Raw genomic sequence first — 16,984 nt, 5'->3', positions numbered from 1 at the left:
GATTCTAACGGATGGTCTATGCTATGAGGACATGTTGATTGAAGGAGGAAGTTTCATGACTAATTCAGTGGAACAACATCGCCAGGAAGCCCCTGACACGGTATCGTGCATGATTGTTACGGTGTCGGACACACGCACTAAAGACACTGACACCAGTGGCCAGCTCATGCACCAGCTTCTGAATGAAGCCGGTTATCAGATTGTTGAATACATCATTACACCAGATGAAACGGAGAGCATTCGAACCATCCTGCAAGATGCAGCCGTTCGTGATGATATTGAAGCCGTGCTGCTTAGCGGCGGAACAGGGATTGCACCCCGAGATACAACCTACGAAGCGGTGTCCTCACTACTGGACAAGGAACTCCCGGGCTTTGGTGAGATCTTCCGTTTTCTCAGTTACACCGAAGATATCGGTTCCGCTGCCATCCTGAGCAGAGCCGTCGCTGGAACGATTGGACGCACAGCTGTATTCTCCATGCCAGGTTCCAAAGGAGCTGTCAAATTGGCCATGGAAAAACTCATTTTGCCCGAGCTACGGCATGTGATGCGTGAAATATATAAACCCGTCTGAAAGATCAGACGGGTTTTAGGGTTTATTTTCAGCTGTACGGTAAGGATTGAAAGTTTTCTGTGCTCCCATCTTCTCCTACCTTAATTGCTCCAACACATGTTGGAATACCTGCATAACATCCTGTTCATACTTATCCTTTTCTCCACCAGAAGCTGTATAAACGAGTGATACATATCCTTTGCTGCGAATCGTTGTCCGTCCAAGCGCATTCTCCAAGACAGCCTCATCCCGATCCTCACTATACATTTGTTTCATGCTGGCAGCTCGTGCAGCCTTATCACTGAAAATATGAACTTTCACGATGTGTCTGCCACTTCCATTCAACAAATACATATAAGAGATCCCACCATGGCCGTCATCGGCAGACATATTATTCATCAGCTGAATGCCTTTTGATTCAAAACTCTTACTGATCTCACTCACCAATTCACCGTTTAATCCGTGTCCTTGATTCTGTGCCCGCATATTTCCTTCATCTGTCGCTTCGCGGGTATAGACCTTCCGCTCCTGTTCAATGGATGATGCCGAACAAGCCACCAGGGACCAGATACTTGTGATCAACACGCCACTTACAAGTACCGACTTCATTGTTTTTCCAACCAGACCTCGCCCTTTTCTACCAAACCACATGCCAATCCTTCCTTTCCAGCCACGTGTACTGTGACCCAATCAGGTAGAATTAGCATGTCTAAGGACTTAGAATCTTATGCGGATGGCAGATCTGATATTGTATTGACCACCGTACGACCTACTGCACCACCTTGGAGTATCGTCTCCAGTGTATGAGGTAATTGGTCTAGAGAAATCTCCCGGATTCCCAGTTCCAGTGCGCGCTCCGGTTTCCATTCTCCACCGAGCAGTTTCCACAATCGTTCCCGACGTTCCATTGGACAATATACAGAGTCTATACCTATAAGCTGGATGCCACGCAAAATAAACGGAAGTACCGTGGACTCAAAAGCTGTGCCTCCGGTTAAGCCGGATACCGCTAACGCACCTCCGTATTGAATCTGTTTCAATCGCTCCGCAAGAGCTGGTCCTCCTGTTGGATCAACAACTCCCGCCCATAGCTGTTTCCCCATGGCTCCTTTAGCTGGAGCATCAGCTTCTTCACGAGTAATAACCTCTGAGGCCCCCAAGTTTCGGAGCAATGACTCCTCCTGATCTTTCTTGCCTGTACTGGCTGTTACTTCGAAGCCCAGTTTCGCCAGAATGGCAACTGCCATACTGCCAACACCACCCGTTGCACCCGTAACCAGAACCTTGCCCATCTCCGGTGTCACTCCAGCCTGTAACAGCGCCTCAACCGAAAGTGCAGCCGTAAATCCTGCGGTTCCAATTGCCATGGCTTCTTTCTCACTGAGACCCGGTGGCAGAGGCACCAGCCATTCACTGCGCAGACGAGCATACTCGCTGTACCCTCCGTAATGGGATACGCCAGGTTCAAATCCTGTACTGATCACCCGATCTCCCGGTGCAAAACGTCCGCTTACCGATTCCTCTACCGTTCCTGCCAGATCAATCCCCGGTACCATGGGGTATTCACGAACGACACCACCCTTCTCAAGGGTAGCGAGCCCGTCTTTATAATTGACACTGGAATACTGCACCTGTACCGTTACATCTCCATTTGGCAGATCTTCCTTCTTCAGTTGCTCTATAGCTACTTTTACTCCCCCCTGGTCTTCTTTGCGGACTACATATGCGTTAAAATGATTTTTCATCGATAGCCACTCCTTCTTTGGATTTTATATTTTTCCATTAAGCACATGAATTGTTCGCATTCAGGCTTAAGGGCTACCTTTTACTTCTGCATTCTTCAGATGTTAATGATCAGGCTATGTCTCTTCTGAGCGTCAACAGATAGATTAGTGGACCCACAATAGGGAAGATCCCTGCCGCTGCCCAAGCTGCTGAACGTCGACTCACTTCAGTATCCCTGTATATCCCAATCATCGAAAGTAAGGTCAGCAGTACAAAATCAATCGTCATGATATGTACAAAGGCAGATTGATTGAATGCTTCCATATATACATCCGGATGGCCTTGCGTCACGGCATAAAGTGCCGTCCCCAGCGTCAATAGCAGAAGCACTACATGCGTCAGCTTGTGGGCTGCTCCCCGTCCAATTCCCGACTCCCGCTGACGACCAAAATCTAAGCTTGCGTAACCCGAAGCTCTATTTGCGGGTGATAACCATGCATAATAGGGAAGCAGCGCAAAAGCACCCAGTCCGAAAGAAAGTATAACAAAAGGCCAAGCCGGTACACGGCCACCTCGTTCTTTCACAGATGTTCTTAACAGCATACAGGCATAAACCGCCGGGAAAATACCTAACCACGAAAACACCGTAAGTAACCAAGGTTCTTTGTTTTGCATTGTGATCAGTTCTTTGAATATCGGATCACTTCCAGGTGACTGCCCCGGTGCCACCAACAATGCATAGGCAATAAAAGCGATCCAGACCAGTCCTAATATCCATCTCATGTCTGCACCTCCTCTTACTTTCATCCCCTACAGCTACGGGATTGAAACAATGCGATGCAGAATTTGGCGTCTCCTGCGCTTTCCCGAGAAATAATTACTGCTTTCCCCCTACAACCTCTTGAATTGGGCATGACTATTTCCAGTATAGCCTGTTACCTCGGCAGTCTGTCCATGAGATTTCTTACATCACTGGTCCATCTCATCGGGATCATATTAAAAAGGCATAAGCCAGTATTCCTCACTGGTTATGCCTCTCTGTAATTCTTATGAGTAGATCATTCCTCTGTGGATTTCACATGTTCCGCAATGAGCTTCTGCTTCATATTCCATGCCGCAGGGCTGATGTTCACACGGTAGATCTCCGGGTTGAGCTTCCGCTGGTATTCAGGCCAGAAAAGGTCCATCTGCTCTCGATGATACTCACGAATCTCATCCAAATTAGGCAGTTCATACACTTTGCGTCCGTTCACAAAGATCGGCTCCAGCATATTTACCGCTTCGTAGCGGGTAACCGTCTTTTTCAGGTAAGGGTGTAGCGGGTTGAACAGCTTGAGCGGTCCGCCCTGTAGCGGCTGCTCTTCATCTGGATAGCAGATATAATCTGCAATCGCTTTGCCATGTTTCGGATCAATGATCCGGAACACTTCCTTTTTACCTGGAGTGGACACCTTTTCAGGATTGGCAGATATTTTGATCGTAGGCAACATGGCACCGTCCACTTCACGCTCCACCAGTTTGTACACTCCACCCAAAGATGGCTGGTCAGAAGCGGTAATCAACTGTGTACCAACACCCCATGTATCAATCCGTGCTCCTTGAGCCTTCAGGTTGAAAATCGTATTTTCATCCAAATCATTGGATGCAACAATTTTCACATAATCCAGGCCAGCCTCATCCAGCATCTGACGTGCCTGAATCGACAAGTACGCTAGGTCACCACTGTCGAGACGAATGGCATTCATCTTTTTGCCTTGGCTCTCCAGCTTCTTGGCTGTCTTGATGGCGTGAGGTACTCCACTGTTCAACGTGTCAAAGGTATCAACCAGCAGCGTAACCTGATCAGGCAACACTTTGGCATACACGTCAAACGCCTCCTGTTCGCTCATAAAGCTCTGTACCCAGGAATGGGCATGTGTACCTGCTGTTGGGATCCCGAAGCGCTCTCCGGCCAGCATATTAGACGTTGCATGGAAGCCTGCCACATACGAGGCACGTGCGCCCCAGATGGCAGCATCCGCTTCCTGCGCACGCCGTGTGCCGAATTCGAGCAAAATATCCTGCTGCGCTACCTGTTTGATCCGCGAAGCCTTGGTTGCAATCAACGTCTGATAATTCATGAAGTTAAGTATCGCCGTCTCCACCAATTGAGTCTCCATAATGGAGCCTTCTACCCGAATGAGCGGTTCGTCAGGGAAAACAATTGCACCCTCCTTCATGGAATGAATCGTTCCCTGAAATGAAAACTGGAGCAACTCTTCCAGAAAGACCGGATCGTAATTTTCCTCTTGTTTGGATAAAAATTTGATGTCGTCCATCGTGAACCGAAGCTGGCTGATATAGTTCACAATACGTTCCAATCCGGCAAATACTGCATATCCGTTGCCAAAAGGAAGTTTGCGGAAATAGGCTTCAAATACCGCCTTCCGCTTGTGAGTACCATTCACCCAATGGGCGTACATCATATTGATCTGATATTTATCCGTATGTAAAGCCAGGCTAGTTGTCTGCATTTGTCTCATCCTCTCTGACTTCCGCTCGTGCCCCCAGAATTCATCTGTGGACACGGGTTAACATATGGAGACTTATTCTTCATGATTCTGTTCATCCGTATTAAACAAACAAGTCTCCCGTAAAAAACTCTATACACCATTCACCACATTCATCCGGTTCCTAACGTGAGGTCAACCAAACATGACTATGGAGTAGATTAGGCCAAGACTGTCTCGCTCGCCTTAACCACCGAAGCACCAAGGCTGGAACGAAAATGTCCAAGTGCCCACTCATGCCCTGCCGGATTGAAGCTGGCAACAGCATCTTCATATACCGTAATATGAAAACCCTTATTGTAAGCGTCCACTGCGGTATGCAATATACAAATATCCGTGCATACCCCAATCAGTGCAATATCCGTAATACCACGTGCACGCAGTCTGAGTTCCAGATCGGTCCCACAGAATGCACTATATCTCGTCTTATCCATCCACTGTATATCCGTTTTCCGTTCTTCCATCACTTGGGCAAGACGACCATATAACTGTCTTCCCTCCGTATTACGGATGTTATGAGGTGGGAAAAGTACAGTCTCCGGGTGATACGGATCATTCTCTTCGTGCAGGTCCACAGCCATAATCACTTCATGTTTATTCTTACAATAGGCTTCAGTTACAGCCGCAATCGTCTCTTCGATCTCTATTGCCGGCTGACCTACTGGCAAAGAACCTGTCACAAAATCCTTCGTAAAATCAATGACAATCAGTGCTTTCATCGTCAACACTCCCTTAGCCCAGAAATGGTTGATCCTGATTCAGATTGACACATCTACACCTTATTACGTATAGATGGAAAGGCGTGGTACGAGTTCTGTAAAACGATATAGCTGCGCCGGACGCTGCGAGTACTGGTTGGAACTCACCAGGTTCCCCTCTTCATCCCGTACTTCTTCCACAATGCCTTTACGGCTGCGGGTAGACGTAATCTTGCGAATGAAGTTTGGTTCTTCAAAATCCGGCACAACACTTTGAATAACCTGATATAATTCACTTAATGTAAAATCACGTGGCAGAAACTGACGAGCAATCGTCGTTTCCAGCATCTGCTGTTGAATACGTCGATAAGCATCTTCAATGATTGTTCTGTGATCAAAAGCCAGTTCCAGTTCTTGCAGCGCCTCCTGGATGGTGAACAATCCAACATCCTCAGCATCATCTGCTGCTTGGCGTTGATCCAGCATCCATTCTTCCACAAGCGCGAAAAATGCGTGAGAGATAATCCAGCCCCTCGGGTCACGACCTGGCTGACTGTATACATTCAAGTACTCCAGATGTCCACCGTCTACACCTGTCTCTTCCATCAGCTCACGCTTAGCTGCACCATAGATGGATTCATTCTCCTGACAAAATCCACCGGGTAATGCCCATCTGCCTGCAAAAGGCCAGCCTTTGCGCTTGATCAGCATCACTTTCAGTTCCCGAATGGGAAGTGTCTTCGTCACCGTCTTGCGCTCCCGCTTGGTTAAGGTGAACATAACGATATCCGCAGGAACACCATCGGGGGTACGATATTTTTTGGAACTATAAGCACGTGCTGCTTGTTCGTCGCTCTCTGCATTGAAGTGTTCGTAGTTTTCGCTCATGGGCACCACCGACTATTTTCATTTTGATAATTTCATTATGACATAATAATATCTTTTGTCAACCGCAGGATTCGTGCGTTACGTTCTAGGGCGTGCTATGCGGAATGTCGCCGTAGCCATGCATCCCAACGTACCCGATTCATCACGAACCTCCGAATGAGTCGTAACACTGCGTCCAGCTTGATGCAGTACCGTAGCTGTCACCATTAATTCCCCTTGTTTCATTGGTGCGAGAAAATGTACGTTCAGATTCGTTGTCACACAGCCGTCCACTTCCATTGCTGCTGTTGCAACCATACCCATCGCCTGGTCCATCAGTGAAGTTAATACACCCCCATGTATAATCCCCATGGAGTTGGTATGATGTTTACCTGCTGTCAACGCGATCTGTACTTCTTTGCCGTCTCCTTTAATATAACGACAGCCGAGAAATCCCCAGAATCGTCCGTCTCCGTCTTCCACCATTTTGTCCAAAATACTCATTATTCATTTCTCCTTTATTCACTGTACGTATCAAGCTCTCTTGATGTCATGTGCCTTTATCATTAAAAATCAGCTGCGCCACACAAAATAACCCCACAGCGTGGAGCTTTGCTTGGAATTATATTCCGAGTACTTGGCGATAGCCACTCCACGTTAACGGTTATGTAATGTCAAAAAAGGCGCGGACAGCGTCCGCACCCTTCCGTCATTTAACCGCAACTGGTCGGAGGTGAATCCGTTCCAGCCTCCACGTTTACTTTTTCAGAAACCGTATCCCGGATTACGGAGATCACTAGTTGAAGCAAGTAGTTGATGTCACTCTGGCTCTGCTGGAATTCCGTAACCAATGGAATACTGTCCAGTTCGCTTTGCAGATCTTCAATTTCCTGTTCAATTTTGCTGACCATCTCCACATTTTTGAAGCTTTCAAAAGCAACAATCTCTTTTTGTTTTTTCTTGATCGTTGCAATCAACTGCTGGATGCGCTCATGATCCCGAATTTTGGTTTCAGCCTGTTGAAACTGTCTAACTTCCTCACTCGTTCCGAGCATATCAGCCAATTCTTTGGCTTTTCCCATAATGTCGTCGCGTATGACCAGATTGCGCGTATCGTAGGTTGGCATTCCATAATGGTTGTACTGCACTTCTTCCTGCGCCACTGAAATCGCTCCATTCTATGAGATGATATAAGATGAATACTCACTGTTGCTCTAAGTTCAGCTGACTGCTGAGTGACCGCTGCGGTGTCGGATCGTTCTTTTGATCGCTGTTGTCTCCGAATTTTTTCGATTGAAATGTTCAAGGTTAAAATTTGGAGACAAAGGCGAACGCTTCGCTTCTACAGAATCGATTCCGTCACCTTCGCTACGCTCAACCGTAACCCCGCCAAGTGCAAAAATCATTCATCTTATTGGTGTGTGTATTACTGATTGGCAGCTACCGGCTCAGAGAGCAGGTTGCCCCGAATATAAAAAGTCATCGGATCGGTGATTTCCACTTGTACAAAAGTACCGATCAATTCTTTAGGTCCTTCAAAATGCACCAGCTTGTTGCTGCGCGTACGTCCTGCCAGAACTTCGGAATTCCGCTTGCTCTCGCCTTCAACGAGCACTTCAACGATTTTGCCGCGTTGCTGTTCATTGCTTCGGTGGCTGTATTCGTTGATCGTTTCGTTCAAGCGCTTCAAACGTTCCTTCTTCACTTCCATCGGTACGTTGTCTTCCATCACCGCAGCCGGTGTACCTTCCCGTGGGGAATAAATAAAGGTATAGGCAAAATCATACCCTACTTCACGGACAAGGGAAAGTGTATCTTCAAACTGTTCTTCCGTTTCCCCCGGAAAACCAACAATAATATCCGTTGTCAACACAACATCCGGGATGGCCTTTTTAATTTTGTCAGCCAGCTTCAGATAGTGTTCCCGGCTATACTTGCGGCTCATACGTTTGAGTACTTCCGAACTGCCAGATTGCACCGGAAGATGAATGTGCTCCACCAGGTTTCCACCCTTCGCCAGCACTTCAATCAAGCGATCATCGAAGTCACGTGGGTGACTGGTTGTAAACCGTACTCTTGGAATATCAATCTGGCGAATGGCATCCATCAAGTCACCAAAGCTGTAGTTCAGGTCGGTGAAATCCTTGCCGTACGCATTCACATTTTGACCAAGCAACGTGATCTCCTTAAAGCCTTGTCGTGCCAAATCCCTAACCTCGGCAATGACATCTTCAGGACGACGGCTGCGTTCTTTGCCCCGTGTGAACGGAACGATGCAATATGTACAGAACTTGTCGCAGCCATACATAATGTTCACCCAGCCGCGCATACCCTCACGTTTCTTCGGCAGGTTCTCGATAATGTCGCCTTCCTTGGACCATACCTCAACAACCATTTCTTTGCTGAACAGCGCTTCCTGGATTAGATGTGGCAGTCGATGCACATTATGTGTACCAAAGATCATATCCACAAATCCATGCTTCTGCATAATTCGGTTGACGACGCCTTCTTCTTGGGACATACAACCGCATACGCCAAGTAACAATCCCGGACGTTCGAGTTTTAGCGTTTTCAAGTGACCAAGCTCACCAAATACTTTATCTTCCGCATTTTCCCGTATGGCACACGTATTGAGCAGAATAACATCAGCTTCTTTGCGATTCTCTGTAGCCTGATATCCCATAGACTCAAGCAGTCCTTTGATGGTCTCCGAGTCATGCTCGTTCATCTGACATCCATACGTATATACAATATAATGTTTGCCGTTCCCTATGTTTTTCAGTTCATCGGGAACGGCATTTTCGTAAAGCACCTGGACGTCTTCCTTGCCCCGCTGTTTCTCCTGACGATGATTGGGTTCCGATTTGATGTTAATCTCACGGCCCCGGATTCTTATCTTTTTGCTGAATTCATCTTGCGAAATTACTTTGGCATCCGAGAAATCAAAATATTGGGAGTAATCCTTTTTTGAGTCTTTAGCCATTTCCTTCGGTCACTCCTTACAGCCTCTATTAATAAAAAATCGTACATTCATCCCTGTTCCACATGAATTTCTTGCGTGGAACATTAAAAGAGCATTACAGCAAATTATAGCATGAATTGGGCTGTAGTTCCACATCCAAACCGTATGTCCCTTCGTCTAATCCGAAACATGCCATGCGCAGAAGAACACTCAGAAAACACAAAAACCTGAGCCTTGCCATCAGGGCTGGAATTAACCGGCCCCTGTTGGCTGTGCTCAGGTTTATATGTTATTCAGACCGCCCCAATTGGCGGCTGAAGCTATTACATGTAATTAATCGATGATTTCAGCAGTGTCGCCATTACGAGCGCCAGCAGCGTTAGCTTCATCTGTATCAATATGCATGTCCAGTGCAAAAGAATCGGATACACGAGCAAGTACATTTTCCAGTACAAGACCGCGATCTCCGCCAAGGCGAACTTTCAACATTTGTTTGTCCTCGATACCCCATTTAGCAGCATCAGAAGTATGGAAGTGAATGTGACGAGCAGCAACGATAACACCTTTTTCAATTGTTACTTCGCCAGCAGGACCTTTAATTGTGATTCCTGGTGTACCTTCAATGCTTCCAGATTCACGTACAGGTGCTTTAACACCAATCGCAAATGAATCTGTCATGGAGATCTCCAGTTGCGTTTCAGGGCGAACAGGTCCAAGGATACGCACTTTATCAAACTGTCCTTTCGAACCAATTACCGCTACAGTTTCGTTAGCAGCGTATTGGCCAGGCTGGGACAGAGGTTTAAATTCAGTCAGTTCATAACCTTTGCCAAACAAAATTTCAACGTGCTCTTGGGATACATGAATGTGACGGGCAGATACGCCCACAGGTACTGTTTTACTCATTGTAAATTCACTCCTTGTTTATCTATGGCCTGTACTCAGGCTCTTAACAATCCAATGGTATTATACCCCTTTTTGGAGTGAAATGAAAACGAAGTGGTGAAAATTCATGAAATACACTTATTTCGCCATCATTCCCCTCCTTTATTTGGAAAACCAGTTTCAATTCAACACATTTAACACACACCAGTTCACTATTTCATGGAATTGCCCTTCATCTGCATCTTCGGATTGCTCTCTGGCAAGTGTTCCCTCAGATAACTCATCGCATTCCCCCACAACCAGCCACGAACCAGATGTTCATCATAATGTTTGAGCAGGATTTCCATCAGTCTCGGATAATGTCCTGAATGTTCCAGTTTCTGAATATACGTTGAAATTCCATCAAAATCAGACCCCATCATCAGATGATGCTGCCCGCCGAGAGAACAGAATTGCTCAATATGAGGCAGCAGATCTTCTATACGTACTTCCCCCTCCTGCTTTACAAACCAGGGTACAAACGTCAGTCCGATCCGCCCTTCCCGGGCAATGATAGCCTGAATCTGATCATCTTTCAGATTACGCACATGGGGACACACGCTATAACTGTTGGAATGGGAGGCGATAAAAGGACGTTTGCTCAAATCAGCCAGTTCCCAGAAACCTTTCTCTGTCAGATGTGACACGTCGAGCAGCATTCCGATTTCATTACACTGGTGCACCAGCTGCTTCCCTTTCTCGGTCAGACCTGCTCCACGTTTCTCCATTACTCCGTCAGCCGCCCAATTGGCATAATTCCACGTTAGTCCAATAATTCGAACGCCCATCTGATAACATAACTCCAGATAGAACAGGTTGCCCTCCAGGCCATCCACACCCTCCAGTGTGATTAATCCCCACGGACCCTCTGTTTGCCCCACCTGAGCCACCTGTTCACGCCATAACAACGTCTGTGTGCCGTCAGGCCGCTCCTGACTTCCCTCTACACGTCTACGATAAATCTCCAACTGTCCCATCACATGTTCAAACTTGCCTCTGCCCAGCACTTCGGGTAAATAGATGGCGAACGCCTGCAACCCTACATTCCCCTCTTTCAAACGTTGCAAGTTCACATCCAGTTGTGGAGCATCTTGGAATGAAAGAGCAGGCTGCATCAAAATTTTGCTCAGTGCATCACAGTGAAAATCAGCTACACGCCAATCAGACATGGACATCTTAAACCCTCCTCCATATGTTATTGCAAAAAAAACGCAAAAAAACCTGTCTACATCGTAAACAGGTTCAATGCATACTGCATGTATTATCTGGGCTCCACAATCAGCTTAATGGCCGTTCGGTCCTCGCCGTCAATCACAATGTCTGTAAAAGCTGGAATACAAATCAGGTCAACTCCGCTTGGTGCTACAAATCCCCGGGCTATCGCTACCGCTTTAATGGCTTGGTTCAGTGCTCCTGCTCCAATTGCCTGCAGTTCAGCATTTCCACGTTCACGAAGAACCCCTGCAAGAGCGCCGGCTACAGAATTAGGATTGGACTTTGCTGAAACTTTTAATACATCCATGGTAAGTACCTCCCTGGGAATGTTGAAAGTTTGTTTCCACTTACTAGATGTTATTCGCGGGAGGCAAAAAAATTCCTTCTTTTTAGACGGGTTTCCCTGCAAAAAGGGACAATCCCCCTATTCCATGCGCCACTCGTCCTCCGTCAGGCGAATTTTTTCGATGCGTGTTGCCGCACCTGTGGCTTCATCAATTTCAACAAAAACACCATGGAAGTGCCATTTGCCATCATCCACAACAAAACGTACAGGTAGCTGGGTGTAGAACTTACGCAGCACGGCCTCACGCTCCATACCCAATATACCGTCACGAGGCCCTACCATGCCTGCATCCGTCAAGTAAGCTGTTCCTCCAGGCAAAATCCGATCATCATTACTTTGTACATGCGTATGTGTACCTACAACGAGAGACGCACGTCCATCCAGATGCCATCCCATGGCAATCTTTTCTGACGTCGCTTCAGCATGCATATCGACCAAAATACATTTATGGTCTTGGCGCAGCTCATCTACAATTTCATCAGCTACACGGAATGGACAATCCAGAGCAGGCAGGAACGTTCTTCCTTGAAGATTGACAATCGCTAGCTCTTTCCCTTCGCCTTTGACAACCGTGTACCCTCGTCCTGGTGTTCCTGGTGGAAAGTTCGCTGGACGAATCATGCGGGGCTCATCATCTATAAAATCAAAAATATCCTTATTGTCCCAAGTATGATTACCAAGTGTAATACCATGTACTCCCCAGTTGAAAAACTCATTTGCAATTGCACCGGTAATGCCACGACCTGCTGCCGCATTTTCACCATTCACAATCACCACATGTGGCTTATACTTCGATTTCAGGTAAGGTAAATTTTCCTTTAATGCCTTACGTCCCACGTTACCTACAATGTCACCAATAAACAAAACTTTCATTGATTACTGCCTCCTCAATTCCTGCAAAGTCCTCTTACTTCAAATGTGGAACCTTTGCAGGACTCTATCTCATGCTCCATGATGTATAGTTGCCTTTTAACAGGCTATCAACAGGAAAAGTGGCCCACTACTGCGGCCACTTTTCCGTAATGCTCTATTTTGCGTATTCAACCGCACGGGTTTCCCGGATGACGGTGACTTTGATGTGACCCGGATAGTCGAGTTCATTCTCAATCATCTTCGTGATGTCACGGGCTAAGCGGAAGGCTTCAGCATCATCGATCTTCTCAGGCTGTACCATAACGCGAACTTCGCGTCCGGCCTGAATGGCGTACGATTTCTCGACACCTTCGAAGGACTCTGAGATTTCTTCCAGCTTCTCCAGTCGTTTGATATACGTTTCCAGCGTTTCGCGGCGTGCGCCTGGTCTTGCTGCGGAGAGCGCATCTGCTGCGCCAACCAACATGGCAATGACCGAAGTCGCTTCGCAATCTCCGTGATGGGACGCGATACTGTTGATTACAACCGGATGTTCTTTGTATTTCTTCGCCAGTTCCACGCCAATTTCGACGTGTGATCCTTCCACTTCGTGATCCAGCGCTTTACCGATGTCATGCAATAGACCTGCACGTCTTGCCAGAGTTACGTCTTCTCCGAGTTCGCCAGCCATCAATCCAGCCAGATAAGCGACTTCCATGGAATGTTTCAAGACGTTCTGACCGTAACTTGTACGGAACTTCAACCGGCCCAAAATTTTGATCAGATCCGGATGCAGACCATGCACGCCCACTTCAAAGGTAGCTTGCTCACCGTATTCACGGATGCGCTCATCCACTTCTTTGCGGGATTTCTCAACCATCTCTTCAATCCGTGCCGGGTGAATACGTCCATCAGCCACCAGTTTCTCCAGGGCAGTACGGGCGATCTCACGGCGAATCGGGTCAAAGCCCGACAGAATAACAGCTTCTGGCGTATCATCGATAATGAGGTCAATCCCTGTAAGGGTTTCAAGCGCACGGATGTTACGTCCTTCACGACCGATAATCCGGCCTTTCATTTCTTCATTTGGCAGGGTAACAACAGATACCGTTGTTTCCGCTACGTGGTCAGCCGCACAACGTTGGATGGCGAGTGTAATAATCTCGCGGGACTTTTTGTCCGCTTCTTCCTTCGCTTGTTGTTCAATGTCCTTGATCATTTGAGCCGTCTCATGACGAACTTCCTGTTCTACGTTGGACAGTATGATACTGCGTGCGTCTTCCATGGTGAGGTTGGATATACGTTCCAACTCTGTCACCTGGTTTTTGTAAATCATTTCGATCTGCTGCTGAGTCTCATCAATTCGTTTCTCTTTGTTAGCCACTTGCTCTTCTTTACGTTCGAGTGATTCCAATTTTTTATCCAGCGACTCTTCTTTTTGCAACAATCGTCTTTCTTGTCGTTGAATTTCATTCCGACGTTCACGAGTGTCTTTTTCAGCTTCAGCGCGAATGCGATGGATTTCGTCCTTCGCCTCCAGCACCGTTTCTTTCTTCAGTGCTTCTGCCTCTTTCTTCGCGTTCTCCACGATTTGTACGGCAGCTTGTTCCGCACTAGAGATTTTAGCCTCTGCAAGAGATTTGCGAATAAAATATCCTACTCCGAACCCAATGAATAGCGCGGCTGCAACGAGAGCGATCGTGATTGCAATTTCCATACTGTTCACCTCCTCGTTGGTTCCTCCAAGGCATTCCTTGGGTCAATTTGCAGTTTTCAAACCTTACATATGTTTGGGAATAACGAATACTCACGGCGATCCCCCGCCGATTTTCATTTCACATGTACATGTTTCCACGTACTATTCACTGTTTCCAGCGAACCCATAATTAAGAATGGTATAAATCTTAAGAAACCGAAACCGCTTTTTTGGAAGGAAAAAGGGTTGTCCATTTCTTACAGACTCATGTCCATTTTAGTATTTGACGAAAGAAATTGTCAAGAGAATGCAGTATAGAGACTCTAGTCTGCTAATCCCATAACAACGCTTCGTCATCTTCAGGGTCCCCAGCCTCATCTTCTTCAATTAAACAATTCACGACCTTGCGCACCATATCCATTGAAAAACCACGTCTCATTAGGAAGGGAAGCGTTTTATTTTTCTTCTCTTTGACGTCCCCTTTGACCTGATTCCATTTTTTGCGTCCTGCACTCAAGGCAGTCTCAAATTCCGCATCTGTACTGATCCCTTCTAGTGCCTCAACAATGAGATCATTGGCAATGCCCTTTTGACGCAGCTCTTGCCTTATCCACAGTTTTCCCTTCCGCTTGCCCTCCATACGCTGTCTTGTCCATTCCTTCGCAAATAGATCGTCATCCACCAGGTTCTCCCGCTCAAGCCGATCCAGCGCCTCTTCAATCAAAGGTGCAGCAAACTCCTTCTGACGAAGTTTCTGACTTAATTCATGGCGCGTACGTGGCTTATGTTCCAAAAAACGCAGAGACTGTGCATACGTCCGCTGTCGCTCATCAGCTACAATGATTTCCTCCAGATCCTTCTTCATAAACGTATTACCTTGAGTCATCCTGTATTTAATCATCACATCTTCAAGAACCGTAATGGAGTGGTTGCCAAAAGTGATTCGATAACGAGCTTGCCTGCTCTTCGTTCGTTCTACACGTGTAATAATCAGTTCTTCGTTGTCCGGAAATTGGGATAGGCCGTCCTGTTCTGCTTCTTCATATAAATCCTCGTCATGTTGATCCATTCTGGTCTCCCCTTTCATAACATTTTCATTCTGACTACGCCAAGCACATCTTCACATAAGACATAGAACACTAATAATACAAAAGACCGGGAACTCTGCCCGGCCTTTACTCCACAGTTAGCGTGCCAACAGCCCCTGTCCATTGGGACAGGGGCTGTTGGACAGCACGAGTACCCCACTACAATCCATTATCCAGATTGATCCAAGCTCAATCAGATAAGTTTACGGAGTCCAGTGGGGAACACCCTCAGGATCCTCCCTACAAGGGAGGTTTTGAGAGATTACTCGTTGATTTCAAACAATTCTTGTTCTTCTGCTGCTTCTTTTTGTTGCTCTTCACTCGTTGGCGCAGGAACTGCAGTAACCAAGTTACTGGCTACACGAATTTTTTGTTCAATGATGTCAGCAATATCTTTATGCTCTTTCATGAACTGCTTGGCGTTCTCACGACCTTGTCCTAAACGCTCGCCTTCGTAGGAGTACCATGCACCACTTTTATTAACGATGTCCAGCTCTGTACCAATGTCAATGATACTGCCTTCTCTCGAAATACCCTCGCCATACATGATATCCACTTCCGCTTGTTTAAACGGAGGTGCCACTTTGTTTTTCACAACTTTAATACGAGTACGGTTACCAATCATGTCATTGCCTGATTTGATACTCTCAATACGACGCACATCCAGACGTACTGTGGAATAAAACTTCAGAGCACGACCACCAGGTGTTGTTTCCGGGTTACCAAACATAACGCCGACTTTCTCACGAAGCTGGTTAATGAAGATTGCGATTGTTTTGGATTTGCTGATTGCACCAGACAGTTTACGCAGCGCCTGAGACATCAAACGCGCTTGCAAACCAACGTGTGAATCACCCATTTCGCCTTCAATCTCTGCTTTTGGAACCAATGCGGCTACAGAGTCAATAACGACGATATCTACTGCACCACTGCGTACAAGAGCTTCTGCAATTTCCAGCCCTTGCTCACCCGTATCTGGCTGAGACAGAAGCAATTCATCAATATTAACACCAAGTTTGCTTGCGTATTGTGGGTCAAGAGCATGCTCGGCATCGATAAATGCAGCTTGTCCACCCGCTCTTTGTACTTCAGCGATAGCATGCAATGCTACGGTTGTTTTACCAGAGGATTCGGGTCCATATATTTCAACAATACGGCCTTTAGGCAAGCCGCCTGTTCCTAATGCAATATCCAAAGCCAAGGAACCGCTGGGAATAATTTCCACATTCATATGAGTGGACTCACCCAGTTTCATGATGGATCCTTTACCAAATTGCTTCTCTATTTGACGGAGCGCCATATCAAGCGCGGCACGACGGTCTGACAATAAGCTCACACCCTTTACTGTTTATAAGATAATAATACCTTGTTTTAACACGTTTGCCAAGCTTTTTTTCGAACATACATTCGTTTTTTTTGTAAAGGCCGAGGCGCCTCTTCCTCAAGGAAACTTTCCATTAAACAGAAAAAAGAACCGTAAACAAGGCTTTAAAGCCTAATTCTACGGTT

General features: G+C 46.6%; 18 protein-coding genes. 1 reads left to right on the top strand and 17 read right to left on the bottom strand.

The features are described from left to right. Positions 1-55: 55 nt before the first annotated feature. A complete protein-coding gene (locus tag AC4E8D_RS12065; protein WP_221824113.1) occupies positions 56-574 on the top strand; it encodes a MogA/MoaB family molybdenum cofactor biosynthesis protein in 519 nt (172 codons plus the stop codon). 75 nt (positions 575-649) lie between these two features. Here the strand turns inward: AC4E8D_RS12065 and AC4E8D_RS12060 are convergent, their stop codons facing one another. The 17 genes from AC4E8D_RS12060 to recA form a co-directional block, all read right to left on the bottom strand. Then, on the bottom strand, positions 650-1,204 hold the full coding sequence (locus AC4E8D_RS12060) for a hypothetical protein (protein WP_221824116.1): 555 nt from the start codon (positions 1,202-1,204) through the stop codon (positions 650-652). Positions 1,205-1,278: 74 nt separating this feature from the next. Further along, positions 1,279-2,298, bottom strand: a complete 1,020-nt coding sequence (locus AC4E8D_RS12055) for an oxidoreductase (protein WP_221824117.1) — start codon at positions 2,296-2,298, stop codon at positions 1,279-1,281. Positions 2,299-2,407: 109 nt separating this feature from the next. Further along, positions 2,408-3,061 (bottom strand): hypothetical protein, encoded by a 654-nt coding sequence (locus AC4E8D_RS12050; protein ID WP_221824119.1) that lies wholly within the window; start codon positions 3,059-3,061, stop codon positions 2,408-2,410. Positions 3,062-3,336: 275 nt separating this feature from the next. After that, complete coding sequence (locus AC4E8D_RS12045) at positions 3,337-4,791, bottom strand: nicotinate phosphoribosyltransferase (RefSeq protein ID WP_490206255.1); 1,455 nt, start codon at positions 4,789-4,791, stop codon at positions 3,337-3,339. A 197-nt stretch (positions 4,792-4,988) separates the two neighbouring features. Beyond that, complete coding sequence (locus AC4E8D_RS12040; protein ID WP_221824123.1) at positions 4,989-5,546, bottom strand: cysteine hydrolase family protein; 558 nt, start codon at positions 5,544-5,546, stop codon at positions 4,989-4,991. A gap of 63 nt (positions 5,547-5,609) precedes the next feature. Further along, positions 5,610-6,413, bottom strand: a complete 804-nt coding sequence (locus AC4E8D_RS12035; RefSeq protein WP_062833857.1) for an NUDIX hydrolase — start codon at positions 6,411-6,413, stop codon at positions 5,610-5,612. A 78-nt stretch (positions 6,414-6,491) separates the two neighbouring features. Further along, complete coding sequence (locus AC4E8D_RS12030) at positions 6,492-6,896, bottom strand: PaaI family thioesterase (protein ID WP_221824125.1); 405 nt, start codon at positions 6,894-6,896, stop codon at positions 6,492-6,494. Between the two features lie 209 nt (positions 6,897-7,105). Beyond that, a complete protein-coding gene (locus AC4E8D_RS12025) occupies positions 7,106-7,519 on the bottom strand; it encodes a YlbF/YmcA family competence regulator (protein ID WP_197997748.1) in 414 nt (137 codons plus the stop codon). A 93-nt stretch (positions 7,520-7,612) separates the two neighbouring features. Further along, entirely contained in the window at positions 7,613-7,798 is a 186-nt protein-coding gene (locus AC4E8D_RS12020; RefSeq protein ID WP_221824127.1) for a hypothetical protein, read from the bottom strand. A gap of 20 nt (positions 7,799-7,818) precedes the next feature. After that, the gene (gene miaB / locus AC4E8D_RS12015) at positions 7,819-9,375 is read right to left on the bottom strand and encodes a tRNA (N6-isopentenyl adenosine(37)-C2)-methylthiotransferase MiaB (RefSeq protein ID WP_221824130.1); all 1,557 of its coding nucleotides are present in this window, start codon (positions 9,373-9,375) and stop codon (positions 7,819-7,821) included. A gap of 312 nt (positions 9,376-9,687) precedes the next feature. Beyond that, positions 9,688-10,260 (bottom strand): phosphate propanoyltransferase, encoded by a 573-nt coding sequence (gene pduL, locus AC4E8D_RS12010; RefSeq protein WP_221824132.1) that lies wholly within the window; start codon positions 10,258-10,260, stop codon positions 9,688-9,690. A 191-nt stretch (positions 10,261-10,451) separates the two neighbouring features. Then, on the bottom strand, positions 10,452-11,453 hold the full coding sequence (locus AC4E8D_RS12005) for a dipeptidase (protein ID WP_405132049.1): 1,002 nt from the start codon (positions 11,451-11,453) through the stop codon (positions 10,452-10,454). An 86-nt stretch (positions 11,454-11,539) separates the two neighbouring features. Beyond that, complete coding sequence (locus AC4E8D_RS12000) at positions 11,540-11,800, bottom strand: stage V sporulation protein S (protein WP_007430104.1); 261 nt, start codon at positions 11,798-11,800, stop codon at positions 11,540-11,542. A 117-nt stretch (positions 11,801-11,917) separates the two neighbouring features. Further along, positions 11,918-12,712 (bottom strand): TIGR00282 family metallophosphoesterase, encoded by a 795-nt coding sequence (locus AC4E8D_RS11995; protein ID WP_036609256.1) that lies wholly within the window; start codon positions 12,710-12,712, stop codon positions 11,918-11,920. A 154-nt stretch (positions 12,713-12,866) separates the two neighbouring features. Beyond that, entirely contained in the window at positions 12,867-14,408 is a 1,542-nt protein-coding gene (gene rny, locus AC4E8D_RS11990; protein ID WP_036670418.1) for a ribonuclease Y, read from the bottom strand. A 310-nt stretch (positions 14,409-14,718) separates the two neighbouring features. Beyond that, positions 14,719-15,456 (bottom strand): regulatory protein RecX, encoded by a 738-nt coding sequence (locus AC4E8D_RS11985; protein WP_221824134.1) that lies wholly within the window; start codon positions 15,454-15,456, stop codon positions 14,719-14,721. 281 nt (positions 15,457-15,737) lie between these two features. After that, the gene (recA, locus tag AC4E8D_RS11980) at positions 15,738-16,802 is read right to left on the bottom strand and encodes a recombinase RecA (protein ID WP_036609261.1); all 1,065 of its coding nucleotides are present in this window, start codon (positions 16,800-16,802) and stop codon (positions 15,738-15,740) included. Between the last annotated feature and the right edge of the window lie 182 nt (positions 16,803-16,984).

The organism is Paenibacillus sp. SRL342 (genome assembly GCF_984798905.1).
This window is presented reverse-complemented; position numbering and strand designations above follow the sequence as displayed.

Bases quoted from the DNA above. Each gene is read 5' to 3' on its own strand.
- AC4E8D_RS12065 (WP_221824113.1), top strand. From the start codon at position 56: ATGACTAATTCAGTGGAACAACATCGCCAGGAAGCCCCTGACACGGTA.
- AC4E8D_RS12060 (WP_221824116.1), bottom strand. From the start codon at position 1,204: ATGTGGTTTGGTAGAAAAGGGCGAGGTCTGGTTGGAAAAACAATGAAG.
- AC4E8D_RS12055 (WP_221824117.1), bottom strand. From the start codon at position 2,298: ATGAAAAATCATTTTAACGCATATGTAGTCCGCAAAGAAGACCAGGGG.
- AC4E8D_RS12050 (WP_221824119.1), bottom strand. From the start codon at position 3,061: ATGAGATGGATATTAGGACTGGTCTGGATCGCTTTTATTGCCTATGCA.
- AC4E8D_RS12045 (WP_490206255.1), bottom strand. From the start codon at position 4,791: ATGCAGACAACTAGCCTGGCTTTACATACGGATAAATATCAGATCAAT.
- AC4E8D_RS12040 (WP_221824123.1), bottom strand. From the start codon at position 5,546: ATGAAAGCACTGATTGTCATTGATTTTACGAAGGATTTTGTGACAGGT.
- AC4E8D_RS12035 (WP_062833857.1), bottom strand. From the start codon at position 6,413: ATGAGCGAAAACTACGAACACTTCAATGCAGAGAGCGACGAACAAGCA.
- AC4E8D_RS12030 (WP_221824125.1), bottom strand. From the start codon at position 6,896: ATGAGTATTTTGGACAAAATGGTGGAAGACGGAGACGGACGATTCTGG.
- AC4E8D_RS12025 (WP_197997748.1), bottom strand. From the start codon at position 7,519: ATGCCAACCTACGATACGCGCAATCTGGTCATACGCGACGACATTATG.
- AC4E8D_RS12020 (WP_221824127.1), bottom strand. From the start codon at position 7,798: ATGATTTTTGCACTTGGCGGGGTTACGGTTGAGCGTAGCGAAGGTGAC.
- miaB (WP_221824130.1), bottom strand. From the start codon at position 9,375: ATGGCTAAAGACTCAAAAAAGGATTACTCCCAATATTTTGATTTCTCG.
- pduL (WP_221824132.1), bottom strand. From the start codon at position 10,260: ATGAGTAAAACAGTACCTGTGGGCGTATCTGCCCGTCACATTCATGTA.
- AC4E8D_RS12005 (WP_405132049.1), bottom strand. From the start codon at position 11,453: ATGTCCATGTCTGATTGGCGTGTAGCTGATTTTCACTGTGATGCACTG.
- AC4E8D_RS12000 (WP_007430104.1), bottom strand. From the start codon at position 11,800: ATGGATGTATTAAAAGTTTCAGCAAAGTCCAATCCTAATTCTGTAGCC.
- AC4E8D_RS11995 (WP_036609256.1), bottom strand. From the start codon at position 12,712: ATGAAAGTTTTGTTTATTGGTGACATTGTAGGTAACGTGGGACGTAAG.
- rny (WP_036670418.1), bottom strand. From the start codon at position 14,408: ATGGAAATTGCAATCACGATCGCTCTCGTTGCAGCCGCGCTATTCATT.
- AC4E8D_RS11985 (WP_221824134.1), bottom strand. From the start codon at position 15,456: ATGGATCAACATGACGAGGATTTATATGAAGAAGCAGAACAGGACGGC.